The organism is Mycobacterium sp. UNC410CL29Cvi84, from assembly GCF_000686745.1.
GTDB classification, from domain to species: domain Bacteria; phylum Actinomycetota; class Actinomycetes; order Mycobacteriales; family Mycobacteriaceae; genus Mycobacterium; species Mycobacterium mucogenicum_B.
Genome location: NZ_JMLM01000001.1, coordinates 36,823 through 60,150 on the forward strand (window position 1 = coordinate 36,823; position 23,328 = coordinate 60,150).

Sequence of the window (23,328 nt, forward strand, 5' to 3'; positions counted from 1 at the left end):
AGCCGATTCTGGCATGCGCGTCCAGCGCGAGGGTTCGGGTTGACCGGTCAGGCTCTGGTCACGGGTGGGCCGGCAGGGCCGGTACAGGGCGAACCGGTGGGGGTTTACCCCCAGAGATGTCGTGGGAAAACGCCGTGTCCCCGGACTCCGCCGGTGCCTAAGTTGGAGGCATGGTCGCAACAGCTACAGACCCCGCGTCGGTCGAGCCGACACATCCGACAACGACACCGGCCGTGCAGCGCGCATCCGATCTCGGTGTCGTGCCCACGTCGTCGATGATCGTCGGCGCCGTCACCGGCATGATCTGGTTCTGGATACCGCTGTCCCTGCTCATCCTCGCCGTCACCTCGATCCCCTCGGTGATCGGGACGGTGTTCGGCGGGCTGGTGTTCGTCTACGCCGTCCGCGCCACCGACCGGGTGGAGCGGGTGCGCAGTGAGGCGGTGTTCGGCTTCGGCATCGCCGTCCCGTACCGAAAGCTGACGCCCTACAGCGGTTTTCAGGGCTGGGCGCATCAGCTGTGGTTGGACGTCAGCAGCGGCCGGTTCTGGAAGGTGTTGGCGCACAGCTACCTGCGCATGGTCTTCGACATCTTCGCGGTCGGACTGGCGTTCACCCTCCTCGCTTTCGCGTTGCTCGGTCCTGCCGCGGCGACCGCGATCCACAACAGTGATCCCGCTGCCGGTCTGAGCTTCATCTCCCCGCCGCTGTCCTGGCTGCTGGCCGCCATCGCGCTGGCCGCCGCCGCGGGCATCCTGGTGTTCGGGCCCCGAGTGGACGCCGCCATCGACCGGTGGCTCCTGCCGGCATCGCCGACGGCGGCACTGCAGCATGAGGTCAGTGCCCTGCACCAGGCTCGCCGCGGCGCGGTGTCGTCGGCGTCCACCGAACGGCATCGCATCGAACGCGATCTGCACGACAGTGTGCAGCCCCGGCTCGTGTCGTTGGCCATGACGATCGGGCTGGCGCAGACCAAGCTCGACTCGGACCTGCCCGAGGCCCGCAAGCTGATCGCCGAGGCACATGACGACGCCAAGGCCGCTCTCCTCGAACTGCGAAATGTGGTGCGCGGCATCGCGCCGACGATCCTGGCCGACCGTGGCCTGGATGCCGCGCTGTCGGCGGTGGTGCAGCGCACCGAGACCGCCGGCGTGCCGGTGACGCTGGAACTGCAACTGCCGAAACGCTTTTCCGATGAGGTCGAGTCGTGCGCGTACTTCGTCGTCGCCGAGTCGTTGACCAACATCGCCAAGCACGCCCAGGCCACCCACGCCGTCGTCACGGTGCGCTACCACGAGCCCACCGACCAACTGCACATCTCGGTGTTCGACGACGGCATCGGCGGGGCCCAGACCACCGGCGATGACACGACGGGCCTGCGTGGACTCGGTGAGCGGGTGCGCGCGGCGCGGGGCACCTTCGCCGTCTCGAGCCCCGAAACCGGAACGACGACCGTGACGGCGGTACTGCCATGCGCATTGTGATCGCCGAAGATTCGGCCCTGCTGCGCGCGGGTATCGAGCGCATCCTGATCGACGCCGGCCACGACGTGCTCGCCGGGGTGCCCGATGCCACCGAACTGCTGCGTGCCGTCAACCAGCACAACCCCGACCTCGTCATCGTCGATGTCCGGATGCCGCCGACCTTCACCGACGAGGGCATCCGCGCCGCCGCGCTGCTGCGCAGCCAGAATCCCGAGTCACCGGTGCTGGTGCTGTCGCACTATGTCGAAGAACGGTACGCGGCCGACCTGATCGCCTCGGACACAAGGGGTTTCGGCTACCTGCTGAAGGACCGGGTCGCCGACGTCCCGGCGTTCCTGGACGCCGTCACCACGGTGGGCACCGGTGGCACCGTCCTGGACCCCGAAGTGGTGTCCCAAATCCTGGTACGCACGCACCGGCGCTCCACCCTGGCCGTACTCACCCCGCGTGAGCAGGAGGTGATGCAGCTGATGGCGGAAGGCAAGACAAACTCGGCCATCGCCGCGCTGCTGCACGTGTCGATCGGCTCCGCCGAAAAACACATCGCGTCGATCTTCACGAAGCTGGACCTGACCCCCGACGACAGCGAGAACCGGCGTGTCCTCGCCGTCTTGCGCTATCTCGAATCCTGAAGAGAGAAAAGGACTTTCCCATGACTTCGAATCTGGATACCGCACCACTGTCCGATGCCGCCACACCGCCCGCGCTGACCCCGGGTGGTCGGTCGGCAATGCGCTCGCTGCTGGTGGTGACCGCCGTCGTCGTGACGCTGTCGGCGGCCGCGGGAATCGGCGGATTGGCCTGGGGCATCAGCTCGGTGCGCGTCGCCGCCGAAACCGAGACCCTGCCGGCCGACTTCAGCTCTCTGACGATCGACACCGGCAACATGCCGACCGCCATCAGGATCACCAGCGACCGCAACGTGAACGAGCCACGCGTCCGGATGCGGTTGCTCAACACCGCAAAAGACGACCACCAGGCCTTGAAGGTCACCCGCAATGGCGGCGCCGTCAGCCTCACGGTGACCGGTGAACCGTCCCCGCTGTTCGACTTCGGCCCGCCCGGGGAGATCATGGTGACGCTGCCGCCCGATGTGGCGCACCGGCTTTCGGTCACCACCAAACAACAGGTCGGCGTGATGCTGAGCCAGACCGACCTGGATCAGCTGACGGTGCACAACACCGACGGCGCCGTCGTGCTCGGCGGCAACGCCCGCCGGATCGAGATCCATACGCAGAGCGGCGATATCCAGACCCGCGACCCGATCGTGGTCACCGATGCGTTCGTCGCCGAGTCCACTGACGGTCACATCGGCGTGGACCTCAAAGAGGTCGCCCCGCGCACCGTCGAAGTCACCAACCGGGACTCGGACATCGACCTCACCGTGCCGACCGGTGGGCCGTACCTGGTGCGGGCACAGGCGGGCGACCACGCGCAGGTGCGGGTGCCGCAGACCGAGGACCCGGCCCGTGCCGTCTCGCAGATCACCGCACGGACCGATGACGGCAGCATCACCATCACTACGCGCCGGTGAACGGCCCCACCCGCAGCGTTGGGTAAGCCGTACTGGCACAAGCGGTATCAGCGTGGCCGATGATGATCGGCGCGGTATCCCCCGGCAGGTTGACCTGCAAGCCGCTGACCGGCACGGCATCACAGTCGGCCGGGAAGTTGCCCGCGTTGACGATGCCCAGGTTCGCCGCGGTGGACTGGCCTGGTTCGATCACCACGACACCGATGACGGTTTCCGCGTCCTGATTGGCGGCCACGCCGACCACATGATTGTCGGAGCCCGCGATGAAGGACACTGACGGATAACCCGACATGCTGCACGGGGCGTCGCCGGAGTTCTTGAGGATCACCGGATAGAACGTCGTCCCGGCAGCACCGTCGGGCGGGCCCAGGCTCGGTGTCAATTGCGCAGTGGCACAACGCGGTAACTGGACGGGGTCGGCATGAGCGACGGTGATCGGCCAGGCGCAGGCCACCGCCAATGGGATCGCGACAACGGTTCGCATGCCTGCTCCTTTCACGACGCTCACACGAGCCCGGCCATGATGTCGGCGACCGGACCTGACCGGATCTTCCGGAATCCGGTGCCCGCCCAGACGTTCGTCCCATCCGGATCCCCGGCCGCCACTGCAGCCTTGCGCAGCGGGCTGGTGAGGTAGTGGACCTCGGGATAGCCCAGCGGCGCCTGCGCGTCGTGTTCGTCGATGAACCGGTTGCGCAGCCCGCGGGCGTAGCGCCCCGAGAAAGCTTTCGTGACAACGGTTTCGGTGAACCGCGGATCGACGAGCGCGGCGCGGTGCACGGGACTGGAGCCCGACTCGTCGGCGAGCAGAAACGCCGTGCCGAGTTGTGCGGCCACCGCACCGGCGGCGATGACGGCGGCGACGTCGTCGGCGGTCATCAGGCCGCCGGCCGCGACGACGGGCAGTTCCGTCGCGGCGAGCACGTCGGCCAGCAGTTCGGTGAGTGGCTGCGTGGCGGGCGCGGCCAGCGGGTCGTAGGTGCCGCGGTGGCCGCCGGCGTCGGGGCCCTGCACGGCGAGGGCGTCGACACCCGTGGCTACGGCCTGCGCGGCTTCGTTCGCGGTGGTGACGGTTGCGACCGTGGTGATACCGGCCTGCCGCAACCGCGCGCACTCGTCGGCGGTGGGCCCGCCGAAGGTGAAGGACACGACGTCGGGCCGCAGGTCGGCGACGACGTCGAGCTTGGCCGCCCAGTCGTCATCGTTGAATGTCGGATCGCCGAGCGCGGCCCCGTAGCGGGTGGCTTCACCGGCGAGTTCAGTCGCGTACCGCTCGATCTCTCGCGCCTCGACGGTACTGGGCTGCGAGGCAAAGAGATTCACGCCCAGCGGGCCGGTGGTCAGCGCGCGTGCGGCGGTGATGCGGTCGGCAAGCGTCTGGGCCGTCAGGTAGCCGGCCGCCACGAATCCCAAGCCACCGGCCGCCGAGCCCGCCGCGGCCAGCTCGGGCGTCGACGGCCCACCGGCCATCGGCGCGACGATCACCGGAACTGCCAGCTCACGCAGGTCGAACGCCATACCTAGATCATGACAGGCAGGGGCCGCCCACACCGGCAGTGACGCGACGCACGTGAACGGGTAGAACAGAGGGATATGGCCATCACCTTCAACCACACCATCGTCCACTCGACCGACCGCTCGGCCGCGGCCACTTTTTTCACCGAGCTCTTCGGTTTGCCTCCCGCCCAAGAAGGCGGGCCATTCCTCGCCGTCGAACTGAACCACGGCGTCAGCCTCGATTTCGCCCAGGTCCCGGAGGGCACCAAGGTCGTCCCCCAGCACTATGCCTTCCTGGTGTCGGAGGAGGAATTCACCGCGATCTACGACCGGATTCGTGAACGCGGACTGCAACATTGGGCCGATCCGCGCGGTCAGCATCCCGGCGAGATCAATCGCAACGACGGTGGCCGGGGCGTCTACTTCCAGGATCCCAGCGGGCATTACCTGGAGATCATCACCCGGCCGTACGGCTCAGGCGGCTGAGCACGGGCGAGCATTCAGCGGCCGCTCATCCGCCGCGAGCGCGACGAAATTGCACACGAATCACGGTGTGTCGGCGTACAAACACGGCCGCTCGCGGGAAAGAAGTTAGTGGCCGCGGCGGGCTTCCTGGGTGCGGTAGTCCCCCGCCAGTGTGCTGACGTGGTCGGGCAACTTGCCGGTGGCCACGTCGGCGAGGCTGGTCTGTTCGAGCACCGAGCGCATGCTGGCGCGCAGGGCGCGCCACACATCGGTGAGCGACGCCGTCGGCCCCGAGTACGGCAGGTCGCCGAGACCGATGTCGCGCACGCTCGCCAGCGGACCGTCGATGCAGCGCAGGACGTCGGCGATGCTGATGTCCGCGGCCGGCCGGGCCAGCTCGTAGCCGCCGTCGCGGCCACGGTGGCTGCGCACCAGACGGTCGGTGCGGAGGTTGGTCAGGATGTCGACCAGGAACTGCGCGGGGATGCCCTGCGCCTTGGCCAGGTCGTCGGTCTTGACCAGCACACCCGCGTCGGCGGCGGCCAGTTCGACCATGGCGCGGACGGCGTACTCCGCCTTGGCTGACATCCGCATCAGCCAATCATGCCATTCCGGGCCGGATTAGTCCGGAATAGCTGCGACGTTGGGGGCCACCACCGCCACCAGATCGGCCAGGCCCGCGAGGCTCGCCGCCTGCAGCGCCGCGGCCGGTACCGCCTGACCGTCGGGCCCGGCCAGGGTGCGCGTCGCCGTCGCGGCGGCCACGACCGTCGGCGCGTAGCCGAGACTGAACGCGCCGCGGGCGGTGGAGTTCACGCACATGTGCGTCATGAAGCCGGCGAGCACCAGGTTCGAGGCGCCCAATGCCTTGAGCCGCTCGTCGAGATCGGTCTGCACGAACGAGTTCGGGTACTGCTTGACGATCACCGGCTCGTCGCCGCGCGGCGCCACCCGGTCGACGATCGCGCCGGACTCGCCCCCGATGTCGTACAGCGAGCCCGGCCCGTCGTCGTGCTGGATGTGGATGACGGGGATGCCGGCCGTGCGGGCACGGTCGAGCAGTGCGGCGGTCTCATCGAGCGCGTCCTGCACGCCCTCGAGCTCCATCACCCCTTGCGTGTAGGTGTTCTGGCAGTCGATCAGAACCAGGGCCGAGTCCGCGAGGCGAACCGGTTCGACAGGCAGGCTGGACAATTCACGCAGAGTGGGGCGAGTCATGTTGTGAGCCTAGTGGCGTGCGGCGGCGGTTAGGCTGAATTGGTGGGGCTACCGGACTGGTCGAGGCCGAAGATCCTGCTGGCGCTGCTGGCTGTCGCCGCGCCGATCTTGCTTCTCATCGCCATCAACAAAGCGGACAGTTCGAGTGACCCGCCGCAGCAAGAGGCCAGCGCCGACTGCCGGCAGGTCGACCAAGCAGTGCGGCATTGGGCAGAGGCGGTGCCCGCCATTCAGTTCGGACTGACCCGCTCCGCCGATGCCGCCGCCATTGTCCGTGACTCCACCACCGCGGCGGCCGCGGTGCGCAGTGACGCGGCCTCGATCACCGATATGTCATTGCGCGACAAGGTAACCGCACTGGCAGACAAACTCGACATGGTCAGCCGAGGCAAGCCGAGTGCCCCACCGGACTGGCGTCCCGATCAGACCTTCATGGATGGATACCATCCGATGATGACGCTCGTGCACCAGCTCAAAGTCGCGTGCCCGAACGTCGGCAACGATCCAGCACCGGCCGGCCCGCCCACCCCGCCGACGAATTAACCTCGGCAGGAATCGCTTTCGACAGCCCGCGCCCGACTCTAGTTGTTGCCGTTGAGGCCCGGATGCAGACCCGGTGCCACAGTCGGCGCGCCCGGCGCGGTGACGCCCGGACTGAACAGGTTGCCGCCGGTGGGGCTGATGCTCTTCTCCGTCGGCGTCGCCGATGGAGACGGCGACGAGGTCGTCGTCGTCGTGGTGGTGGTCGACGGCGACTGCCCGCCGTTGTTGCTACAACCCGCGGTGAGCACGCCCATCGCAAGGAGGGCGGCGCCGCCGGCAGCGGCCATCAAACGACGAGTGGACAGATAAGTGCGCATACGAACACAAACTAGCCCTGACCGGCTGTTATCGCCACCGATCGATCAGCGGGCAGGTTGTTGCCCCAGGATCGCCGAGCCCAGCCACCGCCGGATGAAGGACCGCAACTCGTCGGGAGTGCGCCCGTCCCCCGCCGGCGCGAGGAAGTAGGACAGCATGATGCGCAGCGTGAACTCGACCAGTTCGCGCAGCGCCGCATCGTCGTATCCGTAACTGGCCCAGTCGACATCGAACCGGGTGATCATCTGCATGCCGAAGTCCTGCGCCTCGGCAGACGCCATGTCACTGCTGTGCGCGCTGACGTACGGCGCCGACATCAGGATGCCCAGGTGGGGCGTCCGGGCCACCGCGTCGAGTGTGTAGAGGACGCCTTCGGTCATCGCGTCGGCGGGATCGTGAATCCCCCGCACGTGCTCGCTGAGCTGATCCAAAAAGCCTGCGACCGAGGCGATGGCTGCGGCGCGCATGAGTTCGTCGGCCGTCGGGAAGTACCGGTACACCGTCTGCCGGATGACGCCGAGCGATTCGGCCACATCGGCAATGGTGATCGCGGTGCCCGTGGTGGACAGCAGCTCGACGGCCGCGGCAACGATGCGGCGCGTCGCCTCGTCGTCATCGGCGGGCGGCTCCCCACCCCAACCGCGACGTTTGCGTGCCATTCGCCGGACGGTACACGGCCGACATCGACCCGGGCATTGACGGATGTTGGTCAACACTGTAACCATACACAAGCGACATAGTTTGTATGATTACTGATCGAGGTGCCCAGTGACCGACCTCCAGGTCCGCAAGATGCGGTTCGCTTTCGCGGACCACCCCGTGCCGTTCCTCTGGAACGAGACCAACCCCGCGTTCTCGGCAATGGCAAATGCCGTGTCCTTCTTGGCGATTGCGTTCGAGAAGATGATCGTCAGCACCATGGCCGAGGCCAAGCCACTGCTGACCGACCCGGTGATCGCCGAAGAGGCCGACGCCTTCGTCCGGCAGGAGGGGCAGCATTCGATGGCCCACCGGGCCCATGCGCGCGGCCTCATCAAGGCCCACCCAGAGCTCAAGGAGACGCTCGACGAGGTGATCGCCGCGTTCGACGACCTCGTCGCCAACAAGCCCCTCAAATATCGGCTGGCCTACACCGCCGACCTGGAGGCGACGTTCACGCCGGTCTTCAAATTGATGCTCGACCACGACGACACGTTGTTCGCACCGGGCGACGACCGCGTCGCGTCACTGTTCTTGTGGCACTTCGTCGAAGAGGTCGAACACCGGAGCTCGGCACTCATCATCTACAACGGCCTGGTCGACGATCCGTGGTACCGCATGCGGGTGGCGCCCTCGATCTTCAAGCACGTGATGGATTGCGTGCGGATGGCGTGCAACGGGTTCAACAAGCATCTGCCGCTGGAGGTCCGCAAGGTCGACGCGCTGTCGGCGTTCGCGCTCGAGCGCCGCAAGAACACGATCCTGAAGCGGCTGGGACGAATCCCGGACTTCGGGCCGTTCACGAGCGCGTTCCACGATCTGCCGGTCCGTGAGCAGTTGGTGGCGCTGTCGGGCATCGTCCGCAGCCAGATCCCGGGCCACAACCCGGAGAACGAGAAGCTGCCCGCCCTCGCGGCCGAATGGTTCGAACGCTACGACGCCGGCTACGACGTCACCCACTGGTACACCGCCGGAAAGCAGAGTGCCCATGTCTGACCTGTGTTCCCCGACGTTCGCCGATCTTGCCGGGCGCCTTGGCTTTTCCTGCGACACGGCCGGCGGCCTGCTCGAGGTCCGCAATCCCCTACAGCTCGAGAACTGGACCCTGCCGGTCCTCGAGCTGACGGTCATCACCGGCGCGGTGCTGACCCTGGTCTACGCGATCATCCGGCTGCGTCGCCACGGTGACGCCACCAACATCGCACTGTGGTTCGGCGCGGTGGCCTACCTACTGATCATCGAGCCGCCGCTGTACTTCCCGGCGGCCTTCGGCATCGCCGACCGCGTCGACACCATGTTCGCGCACAACGTGTTCACGGTGGACTTCCTGTGGGGCAGACTGCCGCTGTACATCGTCGCGATCTATCCGATGATGGCGACCGTCGCGTTCGAAATCGTCCGCAGCCTAGGGGTTTTCCGGCGATACGGCACGCTGGTCGGCGCCGTCTGCGTCGGGTTCGTCCACCACGCGTTCTACGAGATCTTCGACCACCTCGGCCCGCAGCTGCGGTGGTGGGAATGGTCGGTGCAGAACCCGATGAACCAGCCGATGTTCGACTCCGTGCCGCTGCCCAGCGTGGTGGTCTTCGCCGCGCTGTGGCCGATGTCGCTGGCGCTGTGCGTGCAGTTCTTCGTGGGCCGGCACGCCGACCGGGGCCGCCGATTCACCGGTTTCGAAATCCTCTGGCGCACGGTGGTGGCCGGGGTGTTGGCTTCGCTGGGCACCGCGATCTTGCCGCTGCCCGCAACAGTCATCGGCGGTGTCACCGGTAGCAGCACCGCAGGCGGCATCGCCTACGCGGCCGAACTGGTGGCGGTGTGCGCCGTGGCGATCTGGGCGCTGGTCACCCAGTGGCGCCGGCTGCGCGGCACGGTGACCAGCCCGACCGAACCGCGCTACGTCAGCCCGCCGTGGTTGATCGGCTACGCCGTCGCCTACCTCGTCGTCATGGCGGGGCTCTGGATCAGCGCGCTGCCCGCGTACTTCGGCGCGGCCAACGGCGTTACCGCGCACCGGGATCCGATCGGCAGCCTGTGGTACACGGTGCTGTGCTTTGCCATCGCGATCGGGTGCCTCGTCGCGGTTCGTACCGTCGCACCGGCGAAAGTCGATGCGCCGCTGCCGGTTACCGCGTCGGCGTAGCTCGATAGGGCCCCAAGTTAAATCCGTAGCTTCAATCACGACGCATTCTCGACTGTGGTTTTTGAAGCCAGGTACCTTTTCGGGCCGTCAGAAGTCCCTGGCTTGAATAACCATCGGCAGATCGGCACTTCGACTGCACTCAGGGACTTTTGCATGGATGGCAGACGCGGTCGTCCGAGATACGCGAAATGGCTGTGGGAACATGCGTTTCCACAGCCATTTCGTCGATCTCAAGAACTACTGCGTCGCGGTGATCGCCAGTACGCGCTCGGCCAGTTCCGGCCGGCACACCACCAGGTCGGGCAGTTTCGGGTCCTCGCGGTTGTAGACCAGCGGCGAGCCGTCGATGCGCGAGGTGTGCAGCCCGGCGGCACGGGCCACCGCGACCGGCGCGGCGGAATCCCACTCGAACTGACCACCGGCGTGGACGTAGATATCGGCCCGGCCCTGGATCACAGCCGCGACTTTGGCGCCGGCCGAACCCATTTCGACCAGAACGCCGTCAAGGGCGTCACGCACCGCGAGGGCGACGGCCGGCGGCCGGGTGCGGGACACCACGATGCGCGGCGGACCGTCGACCGCGAGCGGCGCGGCCACCTCCGGCGTGTGCAGCGTGGTGTTCTGCGCGGGCAGCGCCACGGCGCCGGCCACCAGCTCACCGGATTCCCACAGCGCCACGTGCACGGCCCAGTCGTCACGGTCCAGCTCGGAGAACTCGCGGGTGCCGTCGAGCGGGTCGACGATCCACACCCGGTCCGAGGTCAGGCGGGCGCTGTTGGCCCGCTCCTCCTCCGTCGCCTCCTCGGAGAGCACCGCGTCGTTGGGACGCAAGCGCGCGAGCTCCGTCATCAAGAACTCGTGAGCGCGCTTGTCCCCCGCGGCTTTCCGCTCGGAGGCGTCGGCCGTGGCGAACTCGGCCCGTACGTCCAGCAGCAGGTCACCCGCGCGGGTGGCCAGCCGCTCGGCGACTTCGTGATCGTTCATCGCGGCGCCACCAGCATGTCGACGACGCGCTGCGCCTGGGCATCCAGGTCGCCCGGCACGAGGGCCAGGTTCGGGTTCTTCGGCCGCTGGTACGGGCTGTCGATACCGGTGAAGTGCGTGATCTCACCGGCACGCGCCTTGGCGTACAGACCCTTGGGGTCGCGGGCCTCGCAGTCGGCCAGCGGGGTGTCCATGAACACCTCGAAGAACTCGAATCCCTGGTCGGTGTGGACCTTTCGCGCCAACTCGCGGTGCTCTTCCAGCGGGCTGATCGCCGGCACCAGCACGATCTGGCCGGAGTCGGCCAGCAGCGTGGCAATGTGGGCCAAGCGACGCAGGTTCTCCGAGCGGTCGGCCATCGAGAAGCCCAGGTCCGAGTTCAGCCCGTGGCGCAGGTTGTCGCCGTCGAGAACGTATGCGGGACGGCCCAATTCGAGCAGCTTGCGCTCGACCAGCATGGCGACCGACGACTTGCCCGAGCCCGACAGGCCGGTGAACCACACCGTGCTGCCCTTCGACAGCCGGTCCTCGGCGGTGACGAGGTTGGCGTGCCGCACCGCGTTCGGGCTGGCCGAACGGCTGGCAGCCGGGGTGGTGTCACGCACCATGCCCGCGGCGACGGTGCCGTTGGTGTCCGGGTCGATCAGGATGAACGAGCCCGTCACCGAGTTGCGCGAGTACTCGTCGAGCAGCAGCGGCTGCTGCGTGCGCAGCGTGACGCGGCCGAGTTCGTTGAGCTTCAACGCCGTTGCGCTCTTGTCGCGGTGCAGGGTGTTGACGTCCAGCCGGTAGTCGAGGTCCGTAACCCGGACCCGCGTGGTGCGGGTGGTGTGCTTGATGATGTAGTCCCGACCCGGCTCGAGGCTCGCGTCGTCGGACATCCAGCACACGGTGGCGTCGAATTCCTGCGTGGTGTGCGGCTGGTTGTGCACCCGGGCGATCATGTCGCCGCGCGAGATGTCGATGTCGTCGGCAAGGCTGACCGACACCGCCATGGGCGCGAAGGCCTCCTCGAGCGGACCGGTGGGTCCGTCGATCGCGGTGATGGTGCTGGTCTTTCCCGCTGGGAGAACGACGATTTCGTCGCCGGGACGCATGACGCCACTGGCGACGGTGCCCGCGTAGCTGCGGTGGTCGGCGTGCTCGTGGGTCTGCGGCCGGATGACGTACTGCACCGGGAAGCGGACGTCCATGAGGTTGCGGTCACCGGCGATGTACACCTCTTCGAGGTGGCTCAGCAGCGACGGACCCTCGTACCACGGCGTCTTGTCCGACTTGGTCACTACGTTGTCGCCGGCCAGCGCCGACAGCGGGATGGTGGTGACGTCCTGGATATCCAGGCGGGCCACGAACTCATGAAAATCATCCCGTATCGTCTCGAACTTCGTTCGGTCCCAATCGATCAGGTCCATCTTGTTGACCGCCAGCACGATGTGCTGGATGCCGAGCAGCGACGCCAGGAAGGCGTGCCGGCGCGACTGCTCGAGCAGCCCATGGCGGGCGTCGACGAGCACGATGGCCAGCTGCGCCGTCGAGGTGCCGGTGACCATGTTGCGGGTGTACTGGATGTGCCCCGGGGTGTCGGCGATGATGAATTTCCGCTTGGCCGTGGCGAAGTAGCGGTACGCGACATCGATGGTGATGCCCTGTTCCCGCTCGGCGCGCAGGCCGTCGGTGACCAGTGCGAGGTCGGTGTAGCCGTGGCCACGTTCCTTGGAGGTGCGCTCGACGGCGGCCAGCTGGTCCTCCATGACGGCCTTGCTGTCATAGAGCAGCCGGCCGATCAGCGTGGACTTGCCGTCATCGACGGAGCCAGCAGTGGCGATACGAAGCAACGTTGCCATATCAGAAGTAGCCTTCCCGCTTACGGTCTTCCATGCCGGCCTCAGAAATCCGGTCGTCTGCGCGGGTCGCGCCGCGCTCGGTCAGTCGGGACACCGCGGTCTCGGCGATGACTTCTTCGACGGTCGACGCCTCCGACTCGACGCAGCCGGTGCAGGTGACGTCGCCGACGGTGCGGAACCGGACGGACTTGGTGATCACCGGTTCGTCCGCGTTCGGCTGCAGGTACTCGTGCACCGCGAGCAGCATGCCGTCGCGCTCGAAGACCTGGCGCTCGTGCGCGTAGTAGATGGCCGGCAGCGCGATCTCCTCGGCGCCGATGTAGGCCCAGATGTCGTACTCGGTCCAGTTCGACAGCGGGAAGACGCGGATGTGCTCGCCCTTGCGGTGGCGGCCGTTGTAGAGGTTCCACAGCTCGGGGCGCTGGTTCTTGGGGTCCCACTGGCCGAACTCGTCTCGGAAGCTGTAGACGCGCTCCTTGGCGCGGGCCTTCTCCTCGTCGCGCCGGGCGCCACCGAAGGCGGCGTCGAACTTGTTCTCGCGGATGCCGCGCAGCAGCGACACCGTCTGCAGCGGGTTGCGCGATGGACCGTTGTCGACGACGCGGCCCGCGTCGATGTCCTCCTGCACGCTGGCCACGACCAGGCGCAGGTTGTACTTCTCGACCAGGGCGTCGCGGGTCGCGATCACCTCTTCGAAGTTGTGGCCGGTGTCGACGTGCATGACGGGGAACGGCAGGCGGCCCGGCGCGAACGCCTTGATGGCCAGGTGCAGCATCACGATCGAGTCCTTGCCACCGGAGAACAGCAGCACCGGCCGCTCGAACTCCGCGGCGACCTCGCGGATGATGTGGATGGCCTCGGCCTCCAGCGATCGCAGATGGCTCAATTCGTATTTGGCGGCCCGCTGGTCCACCTTGGACGCCTCGGCGGCGTCGGGAGTCACGGTCATCATTTCCCCGTAAAGTTGGTAGAACTGGTCAAGTTAAGAACCATGGTCGGAATTTACGTGTCCGGTGGCGCAGTGTCAACGGTTGTAACCACCGAGATCAGCTAGCACAACGCGCTGCTGTGCCCGCCTGCTTCCCGGCGCCGCTGACGTGGGCTCCAGCCGAGCGCGGCAGCCGCCATGACTCCACGATCGTCAGCGCCATCACCGCCCCGAGCGCCACATAGGTCCACGGGTATGAGCCGATCCGACTGAGCAACAGTGCCCCGACCGCGACGCCGAGGCCGGCGGCCAACTCCTGAATGGCGGCGTTGAGGGTGTTGGCGTGGGTGAGGTCGTCGCCGTCGACGTCGGAGAACGCCAGGTTGTTGTCAGCGGTGAAGCCGATGGACCGCAGCGCACCGCTCACGTACAGGATCACGGCGGTCACCGCCAGCGGCAGCGCAGGCCGCAGGGTCGCCAGCAAGCCGAAGCACGCCACCGAGGCGACGCCGTTGATCAGCAGCACGTTGCGAATCCCGAACCGACGCATCAGCGGCGTGGTCGCCGGCTTGATGGTCAGATTGCCGGCGAACAGCGCCGCCACCATGACACCCGCCGCGAGCGGGTTCCAGCCGAAATCCAACTGGAACTGCAGCGTCAGCAGGAACGGCACCGCGACGATGACCAACCGGTACAGCGAGCCGGCGCTGACGGTGATCCGCAGGGTCTGCACCCGCAGCACCGGCAGGTCGACCAGGGGCGAATCGGTCCGCAGCAGATGCCACACCGCGGCCACCAGCAGCACAGTGGCCGCCGCGCCGCAGCTGCCGACAAAGGACCAATCCGTGCCCGCCACGCGGATGTGCTCCAGTGCAATCAGCGCGGCGCCGATCCCACCGCCCAGCGCCAACACACCCCGCCAGTCCAGCGGTCGCGTCGACGGTTCCGGTCCGCCACGAACGAGCCTCAGCGCCAAGACAATTCCCAGCACGCCGAGTGGGATGTTGACCACGAAGATCCAGCGCCACGACCCCAGCATCACGATGGCCCCGCCGAGCATCGGGGCCAGCACCGGAGCGGCCATGGCAGGCCAGGTCAGCACCGCGATCGCGCGCACCAGATGCGCCTTGTCGCTGTCGCGCAACACCGCGAGCCGGCCGACCGGCACCATCATGGCGCCGCCCACGCCCTGCGCGATCCGCATCGCGACCAACATCGGCAACGAGGAGCTCAGTGCGCAGCCGATGGAGGCCAGGGTGAACACCACGATCGCCGAGATGAACACCCGCCGGATGCCGTAGCGGTCAGCCAGCCAGCCCGTGACGGGTATCAGTACCGCCACGGTGACGAGATAGGCCGATATCGCCACGTTGACGTCGATCGGCGTCACGCGCAACGACGAAGCGATCAGCGGAATGGCCGGTGTGATGATGGTCCCGTCGAGGACCTCCATGAAGTACGCACTGGCCACCAGCAGTGCCAGGCCTCTCGGGAACGGCGGACTCTGATCGGGCGCCACGGCGGCAATGTAACCCGCCTACCTGAAAGGTAATTGAATTGGCGCCGCGCCGCCCGCAGACTCCATGGACATGAGCCCGAGTACCGGCGCCGAGGTCATGGCGCAGTTCATCCCGCAGTCACCGCTCGTCGCCAAGCTGGGCATCGTCGCCGAAGCGCTCGACGCCCCGGAGGTCCGGTTGCGGATGCCGTGGGACCCGACCAACACCACGCTCGCCGACATGGTGCACGGCGGCGCCATCGCCGCACTGGCCGATGTGACCGTCATGGCCGCGGCGTGGTCGACCGAACGCGAGCCGGAATCGCTTCGCGGGGTGACGATCTCGATGTCGGTCCAATACCTCGCGCCCGCCCGGTCGACCGACCTGATCGGTGTCGGGCGCGTGCTGCACCGCGGAAAGTCCTTGGTGCACTGCGAGGTAGAGATCGAGACCCCGGGCGGCGACCCGGTGGCCAAGGCCGTCGGCACGTACAAGATCGGCTGAGCGAGGCCAAGAAGACGCAAGTCACCTGCTGACTGCAATCCGAGGCATAGACGCATGCTCCGATCAGTGGGGCGCCTCGAGGTCGTAGACGGTCGCGCCGCCGACGTCGAGCTTGGCGAAATGCCCCGTCACCCATGCGGTGATCTCCGCGGCACTCCCGCGGTCACGCCGAGGCCCGCCGGGTCCCTTGTGGTCGCCGGCGATGAAGTAGTGGATCTGGCCGTCTTCCACGTACTGCTGGAACTGCGTCAGGGTCGGCGCGTTGTCGCCGCCGGAGAATCCGCCGATCGCCATCAACGACTTGCCGGTGCTCAACTCCAGATCGCCGGCCTGGAAGGACCCGACCGTCGCTGCGGCCCAACGGTTGTTGGTGCCACGGATCAGGTTCTCGAGTTCGGCGTTGGGGCCGTCACGGTGGGGGCCACCCGGGCCACCACCCGGCCAGGCGTCGCCGCCCGGCCGCGGCGGACCGGACATCGAGCCGGGGCCACTGCTGTGGACCGCCGCCACGTTGTAGATCGTGAACGACGCCGACCCGGCCAGTGCCGCGGCGATCGCGACGCCGGCGACCACGGCCGTGAGCCGTCCGGAGCGCGCACCGACCACCACGACGGCCACCGCCGCCAGGACTGCCACCACCGCGATGGTCCACCGCAGGGCGGGCATCCAGTCCGGCGTGCGCGACAATAGCGCGAATGCCCAGCCGGCCGAGATGACCAGGACCAGCGCGAGCAGCAGGCGTGCCGACAATGTCTCCCGGCGCTGCCACAGCTGCGCGACCACCATGCCGGTCAACGCGGCGACCGCAGGGGCGAGCGCGACGTTGTAATAGGGGTGCACGGTGCCGTCCATGAAGCTGAACACCGCGCCGGTCACCAGAAGCCAACCGCCCCAGAGCAATACACCGGCGCGTGCCAAGTCGGTCCGCGCGGCGCGGCGACTCGTCCACAGCAGCAGCACCAGGCCGATCAACGCCGCGGGCAGCAACCACGACACCTCGACGCCCATCGACGGGCCGAACAGCCGGGTGATGCCGGCGTGCCCGCCGAAGAACAGGTTGTCGCGCATGCCGCCGCCGGGTCCGGGGCCGGGACGGTCGCCGCCGGTGATCCGCTCGATACCGTTGTAGCCCAACGCCAACTGCAGCAGGCTGTTGTCGGTCGACCCGGCGATGTACGGGCGGGCGTCGGCGGGCCACAGGCTGACCAGCGCGATGTACCACCCGGCCGAGATCACCACGGCCACACCGGACATCAGCAGCGCGCCGATCCGTCGTCCCACGCTGAACGGTGCGGCGACCAGGAATGCCAGCGCCAGCCCCGGCACCGGCAGGAAGGCCTGCAGCATCTTGGTCAGGAAGGCGAAGCCGACGATGACGCCGGTCAGCGTCATCCACCGGGCGGACACGGAGAATTCGGTGGACTGGATGGCCCGCACCGTGCAGTAAGCCGCGCTGATCAGCAGCAGCACGAGCAGCGCGTCGGGGTTGTTGAACCGGAACATCAGGGCCGCAACGGGAGTCACCGCCAGCACCAGGCCGGCCAGTAGCCCGGCGACCGCACCACTGGTGCGACGGACCGTCGCGTACAGCATCCCGACCGACGCCACACCCATGAGGGCCTGCGGCAGCAGCATGCTGAACGCGCTGAATCCGAACAGCCGGCCCGACAGGCCCATCAACCACAGGGCGGCCGGCGGCTTGTCGACCGTGATCGCGTTGCCGGCGTCGAACGAGCCGAACAACAGCGCTTCCCAGTTCTGGGTGCCGGCCTGGGCCGCGGCGGCGTAGTACGAGTTGGCCCAGCCCGACGAGCCGACCGCCCACAGGTACAGCACCGCCGTCCCGGCCAGCAGTGCCAGCAGCGCGGATCGTTCCCATGCGGGGCGGGCCCAGCCTGCCGGGCCGCGGCGGGCCTTCGGCAGATGAGCGACGGTGGGCGCGGTGGCGATCACGGGTAAGTCCCCTCTGAAGTGGTTGGTAGGCAGGTCAATTCGTGCACTGGGCGGGACACCCTAGTTCTGGCGCCGGGGATGGAAGACCCAACCGCGCAGCAGCACGAACCGGACCGCGGTTGCGACCAGATTGGCCGCCACCAGCACGCTCAACTCGAGCAGATGGTGGGCGTGCGGCGCGAACATGTGCAGCCCGGCCAGCGCGCCGCTGGTGATGGTCAGCGCGATACCGAAGACGATCAAACCCTCGAACTGGTGCCGGGTCGCGCTCGCCGCTCCCCCGCCGCGGACGCCGAACGTGAAGCGCCGGTTGGCGGCGGTGTTGACGATCGCGGTGAGCAGCAGGGCCACCAGGTTGGCGGTCTGCGCGCCGAGCGCGGTGTGCATCATCATGAACAGCAACAGGTAGGCCAGTGTCGAGGCGACGCCGATGGTCCCGAACCGGACGACCTGACGCAGCAGCGAGCCGGGCGCAGCCGCCTTGGTCGACGAACCCAGCTGGGCGGCAATGGTGTTCACCGGGATACTGCCGTTGGCGAAGCCGCGCAGCAGGCGCCCGACGCCCTTGAGGTCGGCGGCCGCGGTGGCGATGATGTCCACGCGGCTGTCGGGGTCGTCGACCCAGTCGACCGGGACCTCATGGATGCGCAGGCCCGTGCGCTCGGCGAGCACCAGCAGCTCGGTGTCGAAGAACCAGCCGGTGTCCTCGACGAGCGGCAGCAGCGCGTGGGCCACGTCGGCCCGGATGGCCTTGAATCCGCACTGCGCGTCGGAGAACTTGGCCGACAGCGCCCCGCGCAGGATCAGGTTGTAGCAGCGAGAGATGAACTCCCGCTTCGGTCCCCGCACGACGCGGGAGGACCGGGCAAGCCGGGTGCCGATGGCCAGGTCCGAGTGGCCCGAGATCAGCGGGGCCACCAGCGGGCCGAGGGCGGCCAGGTCGGTGGAGAGGTCGACGTCCATGTAGACCAGCACCGGCGACGGCGAGTGCGACCACACCTCGTGCAGCGCCCGCCCGCGGCCCTTGAGCTCCAACCGCACGACGCGGACGTTGTCGAACTCGAGGGCCAGCTCGGCGGCCACCTGTGGGGTGGCGTCGATGCTGGCGTTGTCGGCGATGGTGATCTGCACCGGGTACGGGAAGTGCTCTTCCAGGTGGCGGTGCAGGCGGCGGATGCAGCCGGGCAGCGCGACCTGCTCGTTGTAGACGGGGACCACCACGTCCAGCACCGGCACGCCCGCCGCCTGCGCGGCAACCGCGGCATTCTGGCGGGTGGTGAAGCGTTGCTCAGAACCGAACTCCGCGGCGCTCTCGATGAGGTTCGTCATGACATCGATCTTCAGCCGGTACCTTTAGGCCGCCATGGGCTGAAGCTATGGGCCAGCTATGTGTTTGGAGCTGCTGTTGACTCCGCGGCCTGGGCGCAAGAGTACGAGGACCCCGCACCCCCATCGCAAGGTCAACGAGGCCGGGTCAGGTCGTAGACGACGGTGTTGTCCACCGTCGTGGCGGTGTAGTGCTCGCCGACCCAGACGGCGATCTGCTGAGATTCCTGCTTGGCGTCGTCCTGACTGTGGCGTCCCCAGCCCATCTTGACGTCGCCTTCGATGAAGTAGTGGATCTGGCCGGCGGCGACGTACTGCTGGAACTGCGCGAGCGTGGGCGCGGGATCGGTGCCGTTGAAGCCGCCGATCGCCATGACCGGGACACGGGCCGCCAGCTGGTAGCCGGCGGCGTTGTTGGAGCCGATGACGGCGGCCGCCCAGCGGTACTTCGCGGCGTCGGTGCTCAACAGTATGTTCACCGCAGCGCTGGGCTCGGGAGAGTCGAAGAGGCCGCCGCCCGGCCGAAATCCTTGTGGCGGAGCGCCCATCGCACCGCCCGGCCCACCGGCGGGGCCCCGGGCCTTCATGTGCCCGGGAGGAGGCGGACCCCACCCCGAACTGTGTCCGCCGGGCCCGCTCACGGACGGCATCGCGCCGGTGTGCGAAACACCTGCGGTGGCAATCGAATACGCGGTCGGGGCCGCCAGGGACACCAGGACCGCCGCGGCCACCGCCAGGCGCGCAGGGCTGAATCGGGGCGGCACCAGTAGCAGCAGTGCGGCGACGGCGCCGACGATCAGTACCGAGGTCCGCAACCAGCTGATGTCAGCGCGGCCCAGCAGGATCGCCGCCATCGCCGCCGTGGCCACCACCGTGCCCGCCATGGTCAGCCGGGCCGGCCACGCAGCGCGGTTGCGCCACAACAGAACCGATCCGATACCCACACACGCTCCGATGGCCGGCGCCAGCGCGACCGTGTAGTACTGATGCACGATGCCGTTCGCGAAGCTGAACACCGCGGCGGTGAGCACCAGCCACCCGCCCCACAGGATCAGGGCGGCCCGCGTCGCATCGGTCCGCGGGGCGCGCCGCGTGAGCACCAGTCCCGCGATCAGACAGATCAGTGCCGCGGGCAGCAGCCAACCGGCGTAGCTGCCCATGCTCGCGCCGACCAGCCGGTCCCAGCCGACATCGAAGTTCGGGTTGCCCAGACCACCGGGCTCGTTCCCGCTGAGCCGGCCCACGCCGTTGTATCCCAGCGCCAGTTCGATGATCGAATCGTGTTGCGATCCGCCCACATACGGGCGCGACGCGGCCGGCCACAGTTCGACCAGCGCCAGGTACCAACCGCCGGAGACGACCATCGCCACGACGCCGCCGAGCAGCCGCCACAGCCGGGTGCGCACCGGCGACGGCCCGGCGACCAGGTACGCGGCCGCGAAGGCCGGCAGCACCAGGAACGCCTGCAGCATCTTGGCCAGGAAGGCGAATCCGGCGGCCACCCCGGCGGCGACCAACCACCAACGGCCCGCGTCTTTTTCGCAGGCTCGCTGCACACAGTAGGCACCGACCACGAGCAGCAGGACGAGCAGCGCGTCGGGGTTGTTGAACCGGAACATCAACGTGGCCACCGGTGTCAGCGCGAACACCGCACCGGCCAGCAGAGCGGCAGCCGGCCCGGCGGCGCGGCGCACCGCGGCGTAGAGTACCGCCACCGCTGCCACACCCATCAGGGCCTGCGGCACCAGGATGCTCCAGGAGCTCAGCCCGAACAGCCGCACCGACAGATCCATCACCCACAGCGCGCCGGGAGTCTTGTCGACGGTGATCGCATTGCCGGAATCGCTGGCGCCGAACAACATTGCGGTCCAGTCGCTGGCACCGGCCTGCGCAGCGGCTGAATAGAAGCTGTTGGCCCACCCACTCACCGACAGGTTCCACAGGTACAACACAGCGGTACCCGCCAGTAGGAGCCCGAGCTGGAGTTGTTCGCCGAGCGGGCGGCGGCGTAGTTCGCGAGTCACCAGTCTCATTGTGGGAGCGTTGATTAGGCGGACGTCGAGGCGATGCTGTGCGGCGGCTGTGAGGCCGGAGCCGCGGGGCCCGCGGGCAGGCGCACGGTGAACACCGTCGCTCCGGGCCGGCTGTCGACGCTGATGGTGCCGCCGTGCGCTTTCACCACCGCGGCGACGATGGCCAGCCCCAGGCCGGTGCTGCCGGCTTGCCGGGACCGCGACGAGTCGCCGCGGGCGAACCGCTCGAAAACCTCGGGCTGCAACGTCTTTGGAATACCCGGACCGTCGTCGGCGACGCTGATCACCGTGGCGTCCGCATCGGCGGACAGCGCGATCGTCACCGACGTGCCCGCCGGCGTGTGCGTGCGCGCGTTCGCCAGCAGGTTCACCAGCACCTGGTGCAGCCGCGCCGGATCGCCCTCGATGGTGACGGGTTCCTCGGGCAGGTCCAGCGACCAGTTGTGATCGGGGCCGGCGACGTGGGCATCGCTGACGGCGTCGACGACCAGTTGGGACAGGTCGACGTTCTCCATCTCCAGCGGTCGGCCGGCATCGAGCCGGGCCAGCAGCAGCATGTCCTCGACGAGCCGGGTCATCCGGACCGTCTCGGATTCGACGCGGTTCATCGCGTGCGCGACGTCGGCGGGCAGCTCGTCGCTCTTGCGTTGTGCCAGTTCGGTATAGCCGCGGATCGCGGCGAGCGGCGTGCGGAGTTCATGACTGGCGTCGGCCACGAATTGGCGCACCCGGGTCTCACTGGCATGACGGGCCGCGAGCGCGCCGGCGATCCGGTCCAGCATGCGGTTCAGTGCCGAACCCAACTGGCCGACCTCGGTGTGCGCGGCGACGGGATCGACGTGCACGATCTCCGTCGGCAGCTGCACCTCGCCGCGGTCCAGCTCCCGGTCCGCGACATCACGCGCGGCGGCGGAAACCCGTGACAGCGGGGCGAGTTGACGGCGGATGATCCACACCCCGACCACCGTCGCCCCGATCAGTGCCAGAGCACCCACCGCGCAGAACATGCCGAGCACCCACAGCAGGGTGTTGTCGACGTGCCGGGTGGGCAGGCCGGTGACGATCGTCTGCGGACCGCCGTGGCGGGGATGCAGGCCGATGACCCGGTAGGTCCCCACACCGTCGATGTCCATGGTGCGAATCTTGCGATCGGGTCGCACCTGCGCCAATTGTGCTGTGGCCGTGGTGGTTACCGAGTCACGACTGCCCTCGGAGGTGATGACGCCGGCGTCGACCTGGCCACGGAACACCACCGCGCCGATGGTGCCCACGGCCTGCCCGGGCGCGTTGAGGAAGCCGGGGCCGGGGCCGGCCTCGGGGTCAAAGCGCATCCGGAAATGTGGGTCCATGGACGGCCTGGGCACCCCGCCGGTCAGAGGCGGTGCCATGGGCGGCGGTGGCAGTTCGAAAATGGCGGCAGAGCGCCGGCCCGCCTCCAGCACCTGGTCGTCCAGCTGGTGCAGCAGAAAGCGCTGCAGCGCAAACTCGGTCGCGGCGCCGACGCCGACGATGACCAGCGCCAGCAGCAGGACCTGGGTGACCAGCAGTCGCACCCGCAGCGACCACGTGCGCGGCTGCCAGATGCGCGTGCCGGCCTCAGCGAGCGGGTCGGAGGACATATCCGGCGCCGCGCAGGGTGTGGATCATGGGCTCGCGGCCACTGTCGATCTTCTTGCGCAGGTACGACACGTAGAGCTCGACGATGTTGGAGCGGCCGCCGAAGTCGTAGCTCCACACGCGGTCCAGAATCTGGGCCTTGCTCAGCACCCGCTTGGAGTTGCGCATCATGTACCGCAGCAGTTCGAACTCGGTAGCGGTCAGGGTGATCTGTTCGCCGGCGCGCGTCACCTCGTGGCTGTCCTCGTCGAGCACCAGGTCGCCGACGACGATCTGCGCGTCACCGGCTTCGTTCGCGACACCGGTGCGCCGCAGCAGCGCGCGCAGCCGCAGCACCACTTCCTCGATGCTGAACGGTTTGGTCACGTAGTCGTCGCCGCCCGCGGTGAGGCCGGCGATGCGGTCCTCGACCGAGTCCTTGGCGGTCAGCAGCAGCAGAGGCAGGCCCGGAATCTGTTCGCGCAGCTTGCGCAGCACATCGAGCCCGCTCATGTCGGGCAGCATCACGTCCAGTACCACCACGTCGGGCGGGTTGTCCTTGGCCAGCGCGATCGCCGTCGCGCCGTCGCCGGCTGTGGCGATGTCCCAGCCTTCGTAGCGCAGTGCCATGGAGACGAGCTCGGCGAGAACGGGCTCGTCGTCGACCACGAGGACGTTGATCGGCTTGCCGTCAGCTCGATGCATGACGACACGCGGGGCTTCACTGTCACGGGCGGTACTGCTGGGACCTGTCACAGCT

23 protein-coding genes are annotated in these 23,328 nt (G+C 68.1%); 8 read left to right on the forward strand and 15 right to left on the reverse strand.

All coding sequences use genetic code 11. The features are described from left to right. Nucleotides 1-170 precede the first annotated feature (170 nt). The 3 genes from BR47_RS0100210 to BR47_RS0100220 are packed head-to-tail and all read left to right on the forward strand — an operon-like array spanning nucleotide 171 to nucleotide 3,018. Nucleotides 171-1,484, forward strand: a complete 1,314-nt coding sequence (locus tag BR47_RS0100210) for a sensor histidine kinase (protein WP_029118227.1) — start codon at nucleotides 171-173, stop codon at nucleotides 1,482-1,484. After that, entirely contained in the window at nucleotides 1,472-2,116 is a 645-nt protein-coding gene (locus tag BR47_RS0100215; protein WP_029105833.1) for a response regulator transcription factor, read from the forward strand. The genes BR47_RS0100210 and BR47_RS0100215 overlap by 13 nt, the downstream gene beginning before the upstream one ends. 20 nt (nucleotides 2,117-2,136) lie before the next feature. Further along, entirely contained in the window at nucleotides 2,137-3,018 is an 882-nt protein-coding gene (locus BR47_RS0100220) for a DUF4097 family beta strand repeat-containing protein (protein WP_029118228.1), read from the forward strand. On the opposite strand, the gene BR47_RS31825 is transcribed toward BR47_RS0100220, so the two are convergent. After that, the gene (locus tag BR47_RS31825; RefSeq protein ID WP_081831156.1) at nucleotides 3,005-3,502 is read right to left on the reverse strand and encodes a DUF4232 domain-containing protein; all 498 of its coding nucleotides are present in this window, start codon (nucleotides 3,500-3,502) and stop codon (nucleotides 3,005-3,007) included. The genes BR47_RS0100220 and BR47_RS31825 overlap by 14 nt on opposite strands. Nucleotides 3,503-3,522: 20 nt before the next feature. After that, entirely contained in the window at nucleotides 3,523-4,536 is a 1,014-nt protein-coding gene (locus tag BR47_RS0100230; protein ID WP_029118229.1) for a nitronate monooxygenase, read from the reverse strand. 75 nt (nucleotides 4,537-4,611) lie between these two features. On the opposite strand from BR47_RS0100230, the gene BR47_RS0100235 reads away from it, so the two are divergent. After that, on the forward strand, nucleotides 4,612-5,001 hold the full coding sequence (locus tag BR47_RS0100235) for a VOC family protein (protein WP_029118230.1): 390 nt from the start codon (nucleotides 4,612-4,614) through the stop codon (nucleotides 4,999-5,001). Nucleotides 5,002-5,106: 105 nt separating this feature from the next. On the opposite strand, the gene BR47_RS0100240 is transcribed toward BR47_RS0100235, so the two are convergent. Both BR47_RS0100240 and BR47_RS0100245 read right to left on the reverse strand, forming a co-directional pair. Continuing rightward, on the reverse strand, nucleotides 5,107-5,574 hold the full coding sequence (locus BR47_RS0100240; protein WP_020104101.1) for an Rrf2 family transcriptional regulator: 468 nt from the start codon (nucleotides 5,572-5,574) through the stop codon (nucleotides 5,107-5,109). A gap of 27 nt (nucleotides 5,575-5,601) precedes the next feature. Next, on the reverse strand, nucleotides 5,602-6,198 hold the full coding sequence (locus tag BR47_RS0100245; protein WP_020104100.1) for a cysteine hydrolase family protein: 597 nt from the start codon (nucleotides 6,196-6,198) through the stop codon (nucleotides 5,602-5,604). A 42-nt stretch (nucleotides 6,199-6,240) separates the two neighbouring features. Between BR47_RS0100245 and BR47_RS0100250 the strand changes: the two genes are divergently transcribed. Then, on the forward strand, nucleotides 6,241-6,741 hold the full coding sequence (locus tag BR47_RS0100250) for a hypothetical protein (protein WP_029118231.1): 501 nt from the start codon (nucleotides 6,241-6,243) through the stop codon (nucleotides 6,739-6,741). A 38-nt stretch (nucleotides 6,742-6,779) separates the two neighbouring features. Here the strand turns inward: BR47_RS0100250 and BR47_RS0100255 are convergent, their stop codons facing one another. Further along, nucleotides 6,780-7,058 (reverse strand): hypothetical protein, encoded by a 279-nt coding sequence (locus BR47_RS0100255; protein WP_029118232.1) that lies wholly within the window; start codon nucleotides 7,056-7,058, stop codon nucleotides 6,780-6,782. A gap of 45 nt (nucleotides 7,059-7,103) precedes the next feature. Further along, nucleotides 7,104-7,718: a TetR/AcrR family transcriptional regulator gene (locus BR47_RS0100260; protein ID WP_029118233.1), complete on the reverse strand. Its 615-nt coding sequence runs from the start codon at nucleotides 7,716-7,718 to the stop codon at nucleotides 7,104-7,106. Between the two features lie 109 nt (nucleotides 7,719-7,827). Here BR47_RS0100260 and BR47_RS0100265 point away from each other — a divergent pair, with 109 nt between their 5' ends. Continuing rightward, nucleotides 7,828-8,754 carry a metal-dependent hydrolase gene (locus tag BR47_RS0100265; RefSeq protein ID WP_029118234.1) on the forward strand — a complete coding sequence of 309 codons (927 nt, stop codon included), beginning with the start codon at nucleotides 7,828-7,830 and terminating at the stop codon, nucleotides 8,752-8,754. Beyond that, a complete protein-coding gene (locus BR47_RS0100270; RefSeq protein ID WP_029118235.1) occupies nucleotides 8,747-9,901 on the forward strand; it encodes a DUF7802 domain-containing protein in 1,155 nt (384 codons plus the stop codon). Before BR47_RS0100265 ends, BR47_RS0100270 begins: the two co-directional genes overlap by 8 nt. A 237-nt stretch (nucleotides 9,902-10,138) precedes the next feature. On the opposite strand, the gene BR47_RS0100275 is transcribed toward BR47_RS0100270, so the two are convergent. From BR47_RS0100275 to BR47_RS29350, 4 genes are all read right to left on the reverse strand, one after another. Continuing rightward, the gene (locus tag BR47_RS0100275) at nucleotides 10,139-10,885 is read right to left on the reverse strand and encodes a 3'(2'),5'-bisphosphate nucleotidase CysQ (RefSeq protein ID WP_029118236.1); all 747 of its coding nucleotides are present in this window, start codon (nucleotides 10,883-10,885) and stop codon (nucleotides 10,139-10,141) included. Next, a complete protein-coding gene (gene cysN, locus BR47_RS0100280; RefSeq protein ID WP_020104093.1) occupies nucleotides 10,882-12,729 on the reverse strand; it encodes a sulfate adenylyltransferase subunit CysN in 1,848 nt (615 codons plus the stop codon). Before cysN ends, BR47_RS0100275 begins: the two co-directional genes overlap by 4 nt. A gap of 1 nt (nucleotide 12,730) precedes the next feature. Beyond that, nucleotides 12,731-13,681 carry a sulfate adenylyltransferase subunit CysD gene (gene cysD / locus BR47_RS0100285; RefSeq protein ID WP_020104092.1) on the reverse strand — a complete coding sequence of 317 codons (951 nt, stop codon included), beginning with the start codon at nucleotides 13,679-13,681 and terminating at the stop codon, nucleotides 12,731-12,733. 94 nt (nucleotides 13,682-13,775) lie between these two features. Beyond that, a complete protein-coding gene (locus BR47_RS29350; RefSeq protein ID WP_051634577.1) occupies nucleotides 13,776-15,140 on the reverse strand; it encodes an MFS transporter in 1,365 nt (454 codons plus the stop codon). A 100-nt stretch (nucleotides 15,141-15,240) separates the two neighbouring features. Here BR47_RS29350 and BR47_RS0100295 point away from each other — a divergent pair, with 100 nt between their 5' ends. Beyond that, a complete protein-coding gene (locus BR47_RS0100295) occupies nucleotides 15,241-15,660 on the forward strand; it encodes a PaaI family thioesterase (protein ID WP_020104090.1) in 420 nt (139 codons plus the stop codon). 63 nt (nucleotides 15,661-15,723) lie between these two features. On the opposite strand, the gene BR47_RS0100300 is transcribed toward BR47_RS0100295, so the two are convergent. The 5 genes from BR47_RS0100300 to BR47_RS0100320 all read right to left on the reverse strand — a co-directional run bounded on the left by BR47_RS0100300 (nucleotide 15,724) and on the right by BR47_RS0100320 (nucleotide 23,273). Further along, complete coding sequence (locus BR47_RS0100300) at nucleotides 15,724-17,613, reverse strand: ArnT family glycosyltransferase (RefSeq protein ID WP_029118237.1); 1,890 nt, start codon at nucleotides 17,611-17,613, stop codon at nucleotides 15,724-15,726. A gap of 60 nt (nucleotides 17,614-17,673) precedes the next feature. Next, complete coding sequence (locus tag BR47_RS0100305; RefSeq protein WP_029118238.1) at nucleotides 17,674-18,942, reverse strand: bifunctional glycosyltransferase family 2/GtrA family protein; 1,269 nt, start codon at nucleotides 18,940-18,942, stop codon at nucleotides 17,674-17,676. Nucleotides 18,943-19,073: 131 nt separating this feature from the next. After that, nucleotides 19,074-20,972 (reverse strand): glycosyltransferase family 39 protein, encoded by a 1,899-nt coding sequence (locus tag BR47_RS0100310; protein ID WP_029118239.1) that lies wholly within the window; start codon nucleotides 20,970-20,972, stop codon nucleotides 19,074-19,076. 14 nt (nucleotides 20,973-20,986) lie between these two features. After that, nucleotides 20,987-22,591 (reverse strand): sensor histidine kinase, encoded by a 1,605-nt coding sequence (locus BR47_RS0100315; protein ID WP_029118240.1) that lies wholly within the window; start codon nucleotides 22,589-22,591, stop codon nucleotides 20,987-20,989. Further along, nucleotides 22,569-23,273 carry a response regulator transcription factor gene (locus BR47_RS0100320; RefSeq protein ID WP_020104085.1) on the reverse strand — a complete coding sequence of 235 codons (705 nt, stop codon included), beginning with the start codon at nucleotides 23,271-23,273 and terminating at the stop codon, nucleotides 22,569-22,571. The genes BR47_RS0100315 and BR47_RS0100320 overlap by 23 nt, the downstream gene beginning before the upstream one ends. Nucleotides 23,274-23,328 lie beyond the last annotated feature (55 nt).

What these genes read in the sequence shown, in the direction of transcription:
- BR47_RS0100220 (WP_029118228.1), top strand. Translation starts at nt 2,137, where the DNA reads ATGACTTCGAATCTGGATACCGCACCACTGTCCGATGCCGCCACACCG.
- BR47_RS0100260 (WP_029118233.1), bottom strand. Translation starts at nt 7,718, where the DNA reads ATGGCACGCAAACGTCGCGGTTGGGGTGGGGAGCCGCCCGCCGATGAC.
- cysD (WP_020104092.1), bottom strand. Translation starts at nt 13,681, where the DNA reads ATGATGACCGTGACTCCCGACGCCGCCGAGGCGTCCAAGGTGGACCAG.
- BR47_RS0100255 (WP_029118232.1), bottom strand. Translation starts at nt 7,058, where the DNA reads ATGCGCACTTATCTGTCCACTCGTCGTTTGATGGCCGCTGCCGGCGGC.
- BR47_RS0100215 (WP_029105833.1), top strand. Translation starts at nt 1,472, where the DNA reads ATGCGCATTGTGATCGCCGAAGATTCGGCCCTGCTGCGCGCGGGTATC.
- BR47_RS0100305 (WP_029118238.1), bottom strand. Translation starts at nt 18,942, where the DNA reads ATGACGAACCTCATCGAGAGCGCCGCGGAGTTCGGTTCTGAGCAACGC.
- BR47_RS0100295 (WP_020104090.1), top strand. Translation starts at nt 15,241, where the DNA reads ATGGACATGAGCCCGAGTACCGGCGCCGAGGTCATGGCGCAGTTCATC.
- BR47_RS31825 (WP_081831156.1), bottom strand. Translation starts at nt 3,502, where the DNA reads ATGCGAACCGTTGTCGCGATCCCATTGGCGGTGGCCTGCGCCTGGCCG.
- BR47_RS0100210 (WP_029118227.1), top strand. Translation starts at nt 171, where the DNA reads ATGGTCGCAACAGCTACAGACCCCGCGTCGGTCGAGCCGACACATCCG.
- BR47_RS0100270 (WP_029118235.1), top strand. Translation starts at nt 8,747, where the DNA reads ATGTCTGACCTGTGTTCCCCGACGTTCGCCGATCTTGCCGGGCGCCTT.
- BR47_RS0100320 (WP_020104085.1), bottom strand. Translation starts at nt 23,273, where the DNA reads ATGCATCGAGCTGACGGCAAGCCGATCAACGTCCTCGTGGTCGACGAC.
- BR47_RS0100235 (WP_029118230.1), top strand. Translation starts at nt 4,612, where the DNA reads ATGGCCATCACCTTCAACCACACCATCGTCCACTCGACCGACCGCTCG.
- BR47_RS0100230 (WP_029118229.1), bottom strand. Translation starts at nt 4,536, where the DNA reads ATGGCGTTCGACCTGCGTGAGCTGGCAGTTCCGGTGATCGTCGCGCCG.
- BR47_RS0100315 (WP_029118240.1), bottom strand. Translation starts at nt 22,591, where the DNA reads ATGTCCTCCGACCCGCTCGCTGAGGCCGGCACGCGCATCTGGCAGCCG.
- cysN (WP_020104093.1), bottom strand. Translation starts at nt 12,729, where the DNA reads ATGGCAACGTTGCTTCGTATCGCCACTGCTGGCTCCGTCGATGACGGC.
- BR47_RS0100245 (WP_020104100.1), bottom strand. Translation starts at nt 6,198, where the DNA reads ATGACTCGCCCCACTCTGCGTGAATTGTCCAGCCTGCCTGTCGAACCG.
- BR47_RS0100275 (WP_029118236.1), bottom strand. Translation starts at nt 10,885, where the DNA reads ATGAACGATCACGAAGTCGCCGAGCGGCTGGCCACCCGCGCGGGTGAC.
- BR47_RS0100310 (WP_029118239.1), bottom strand. Translation starts at nt 20,972, where the DNA reads ATGAGACTGGTGACTCGCGAACTACGCCGCCGCCCGCTCGGCGAACAA.
- BR47_RS0100240 (WP_020104101.1), bottom strand. Translation starts at nt 5,574, where the DNA reads ATGCGGATGTCAGCCAAGGCGGAGTACGCCGTCCGCGCCATGGTCGAA.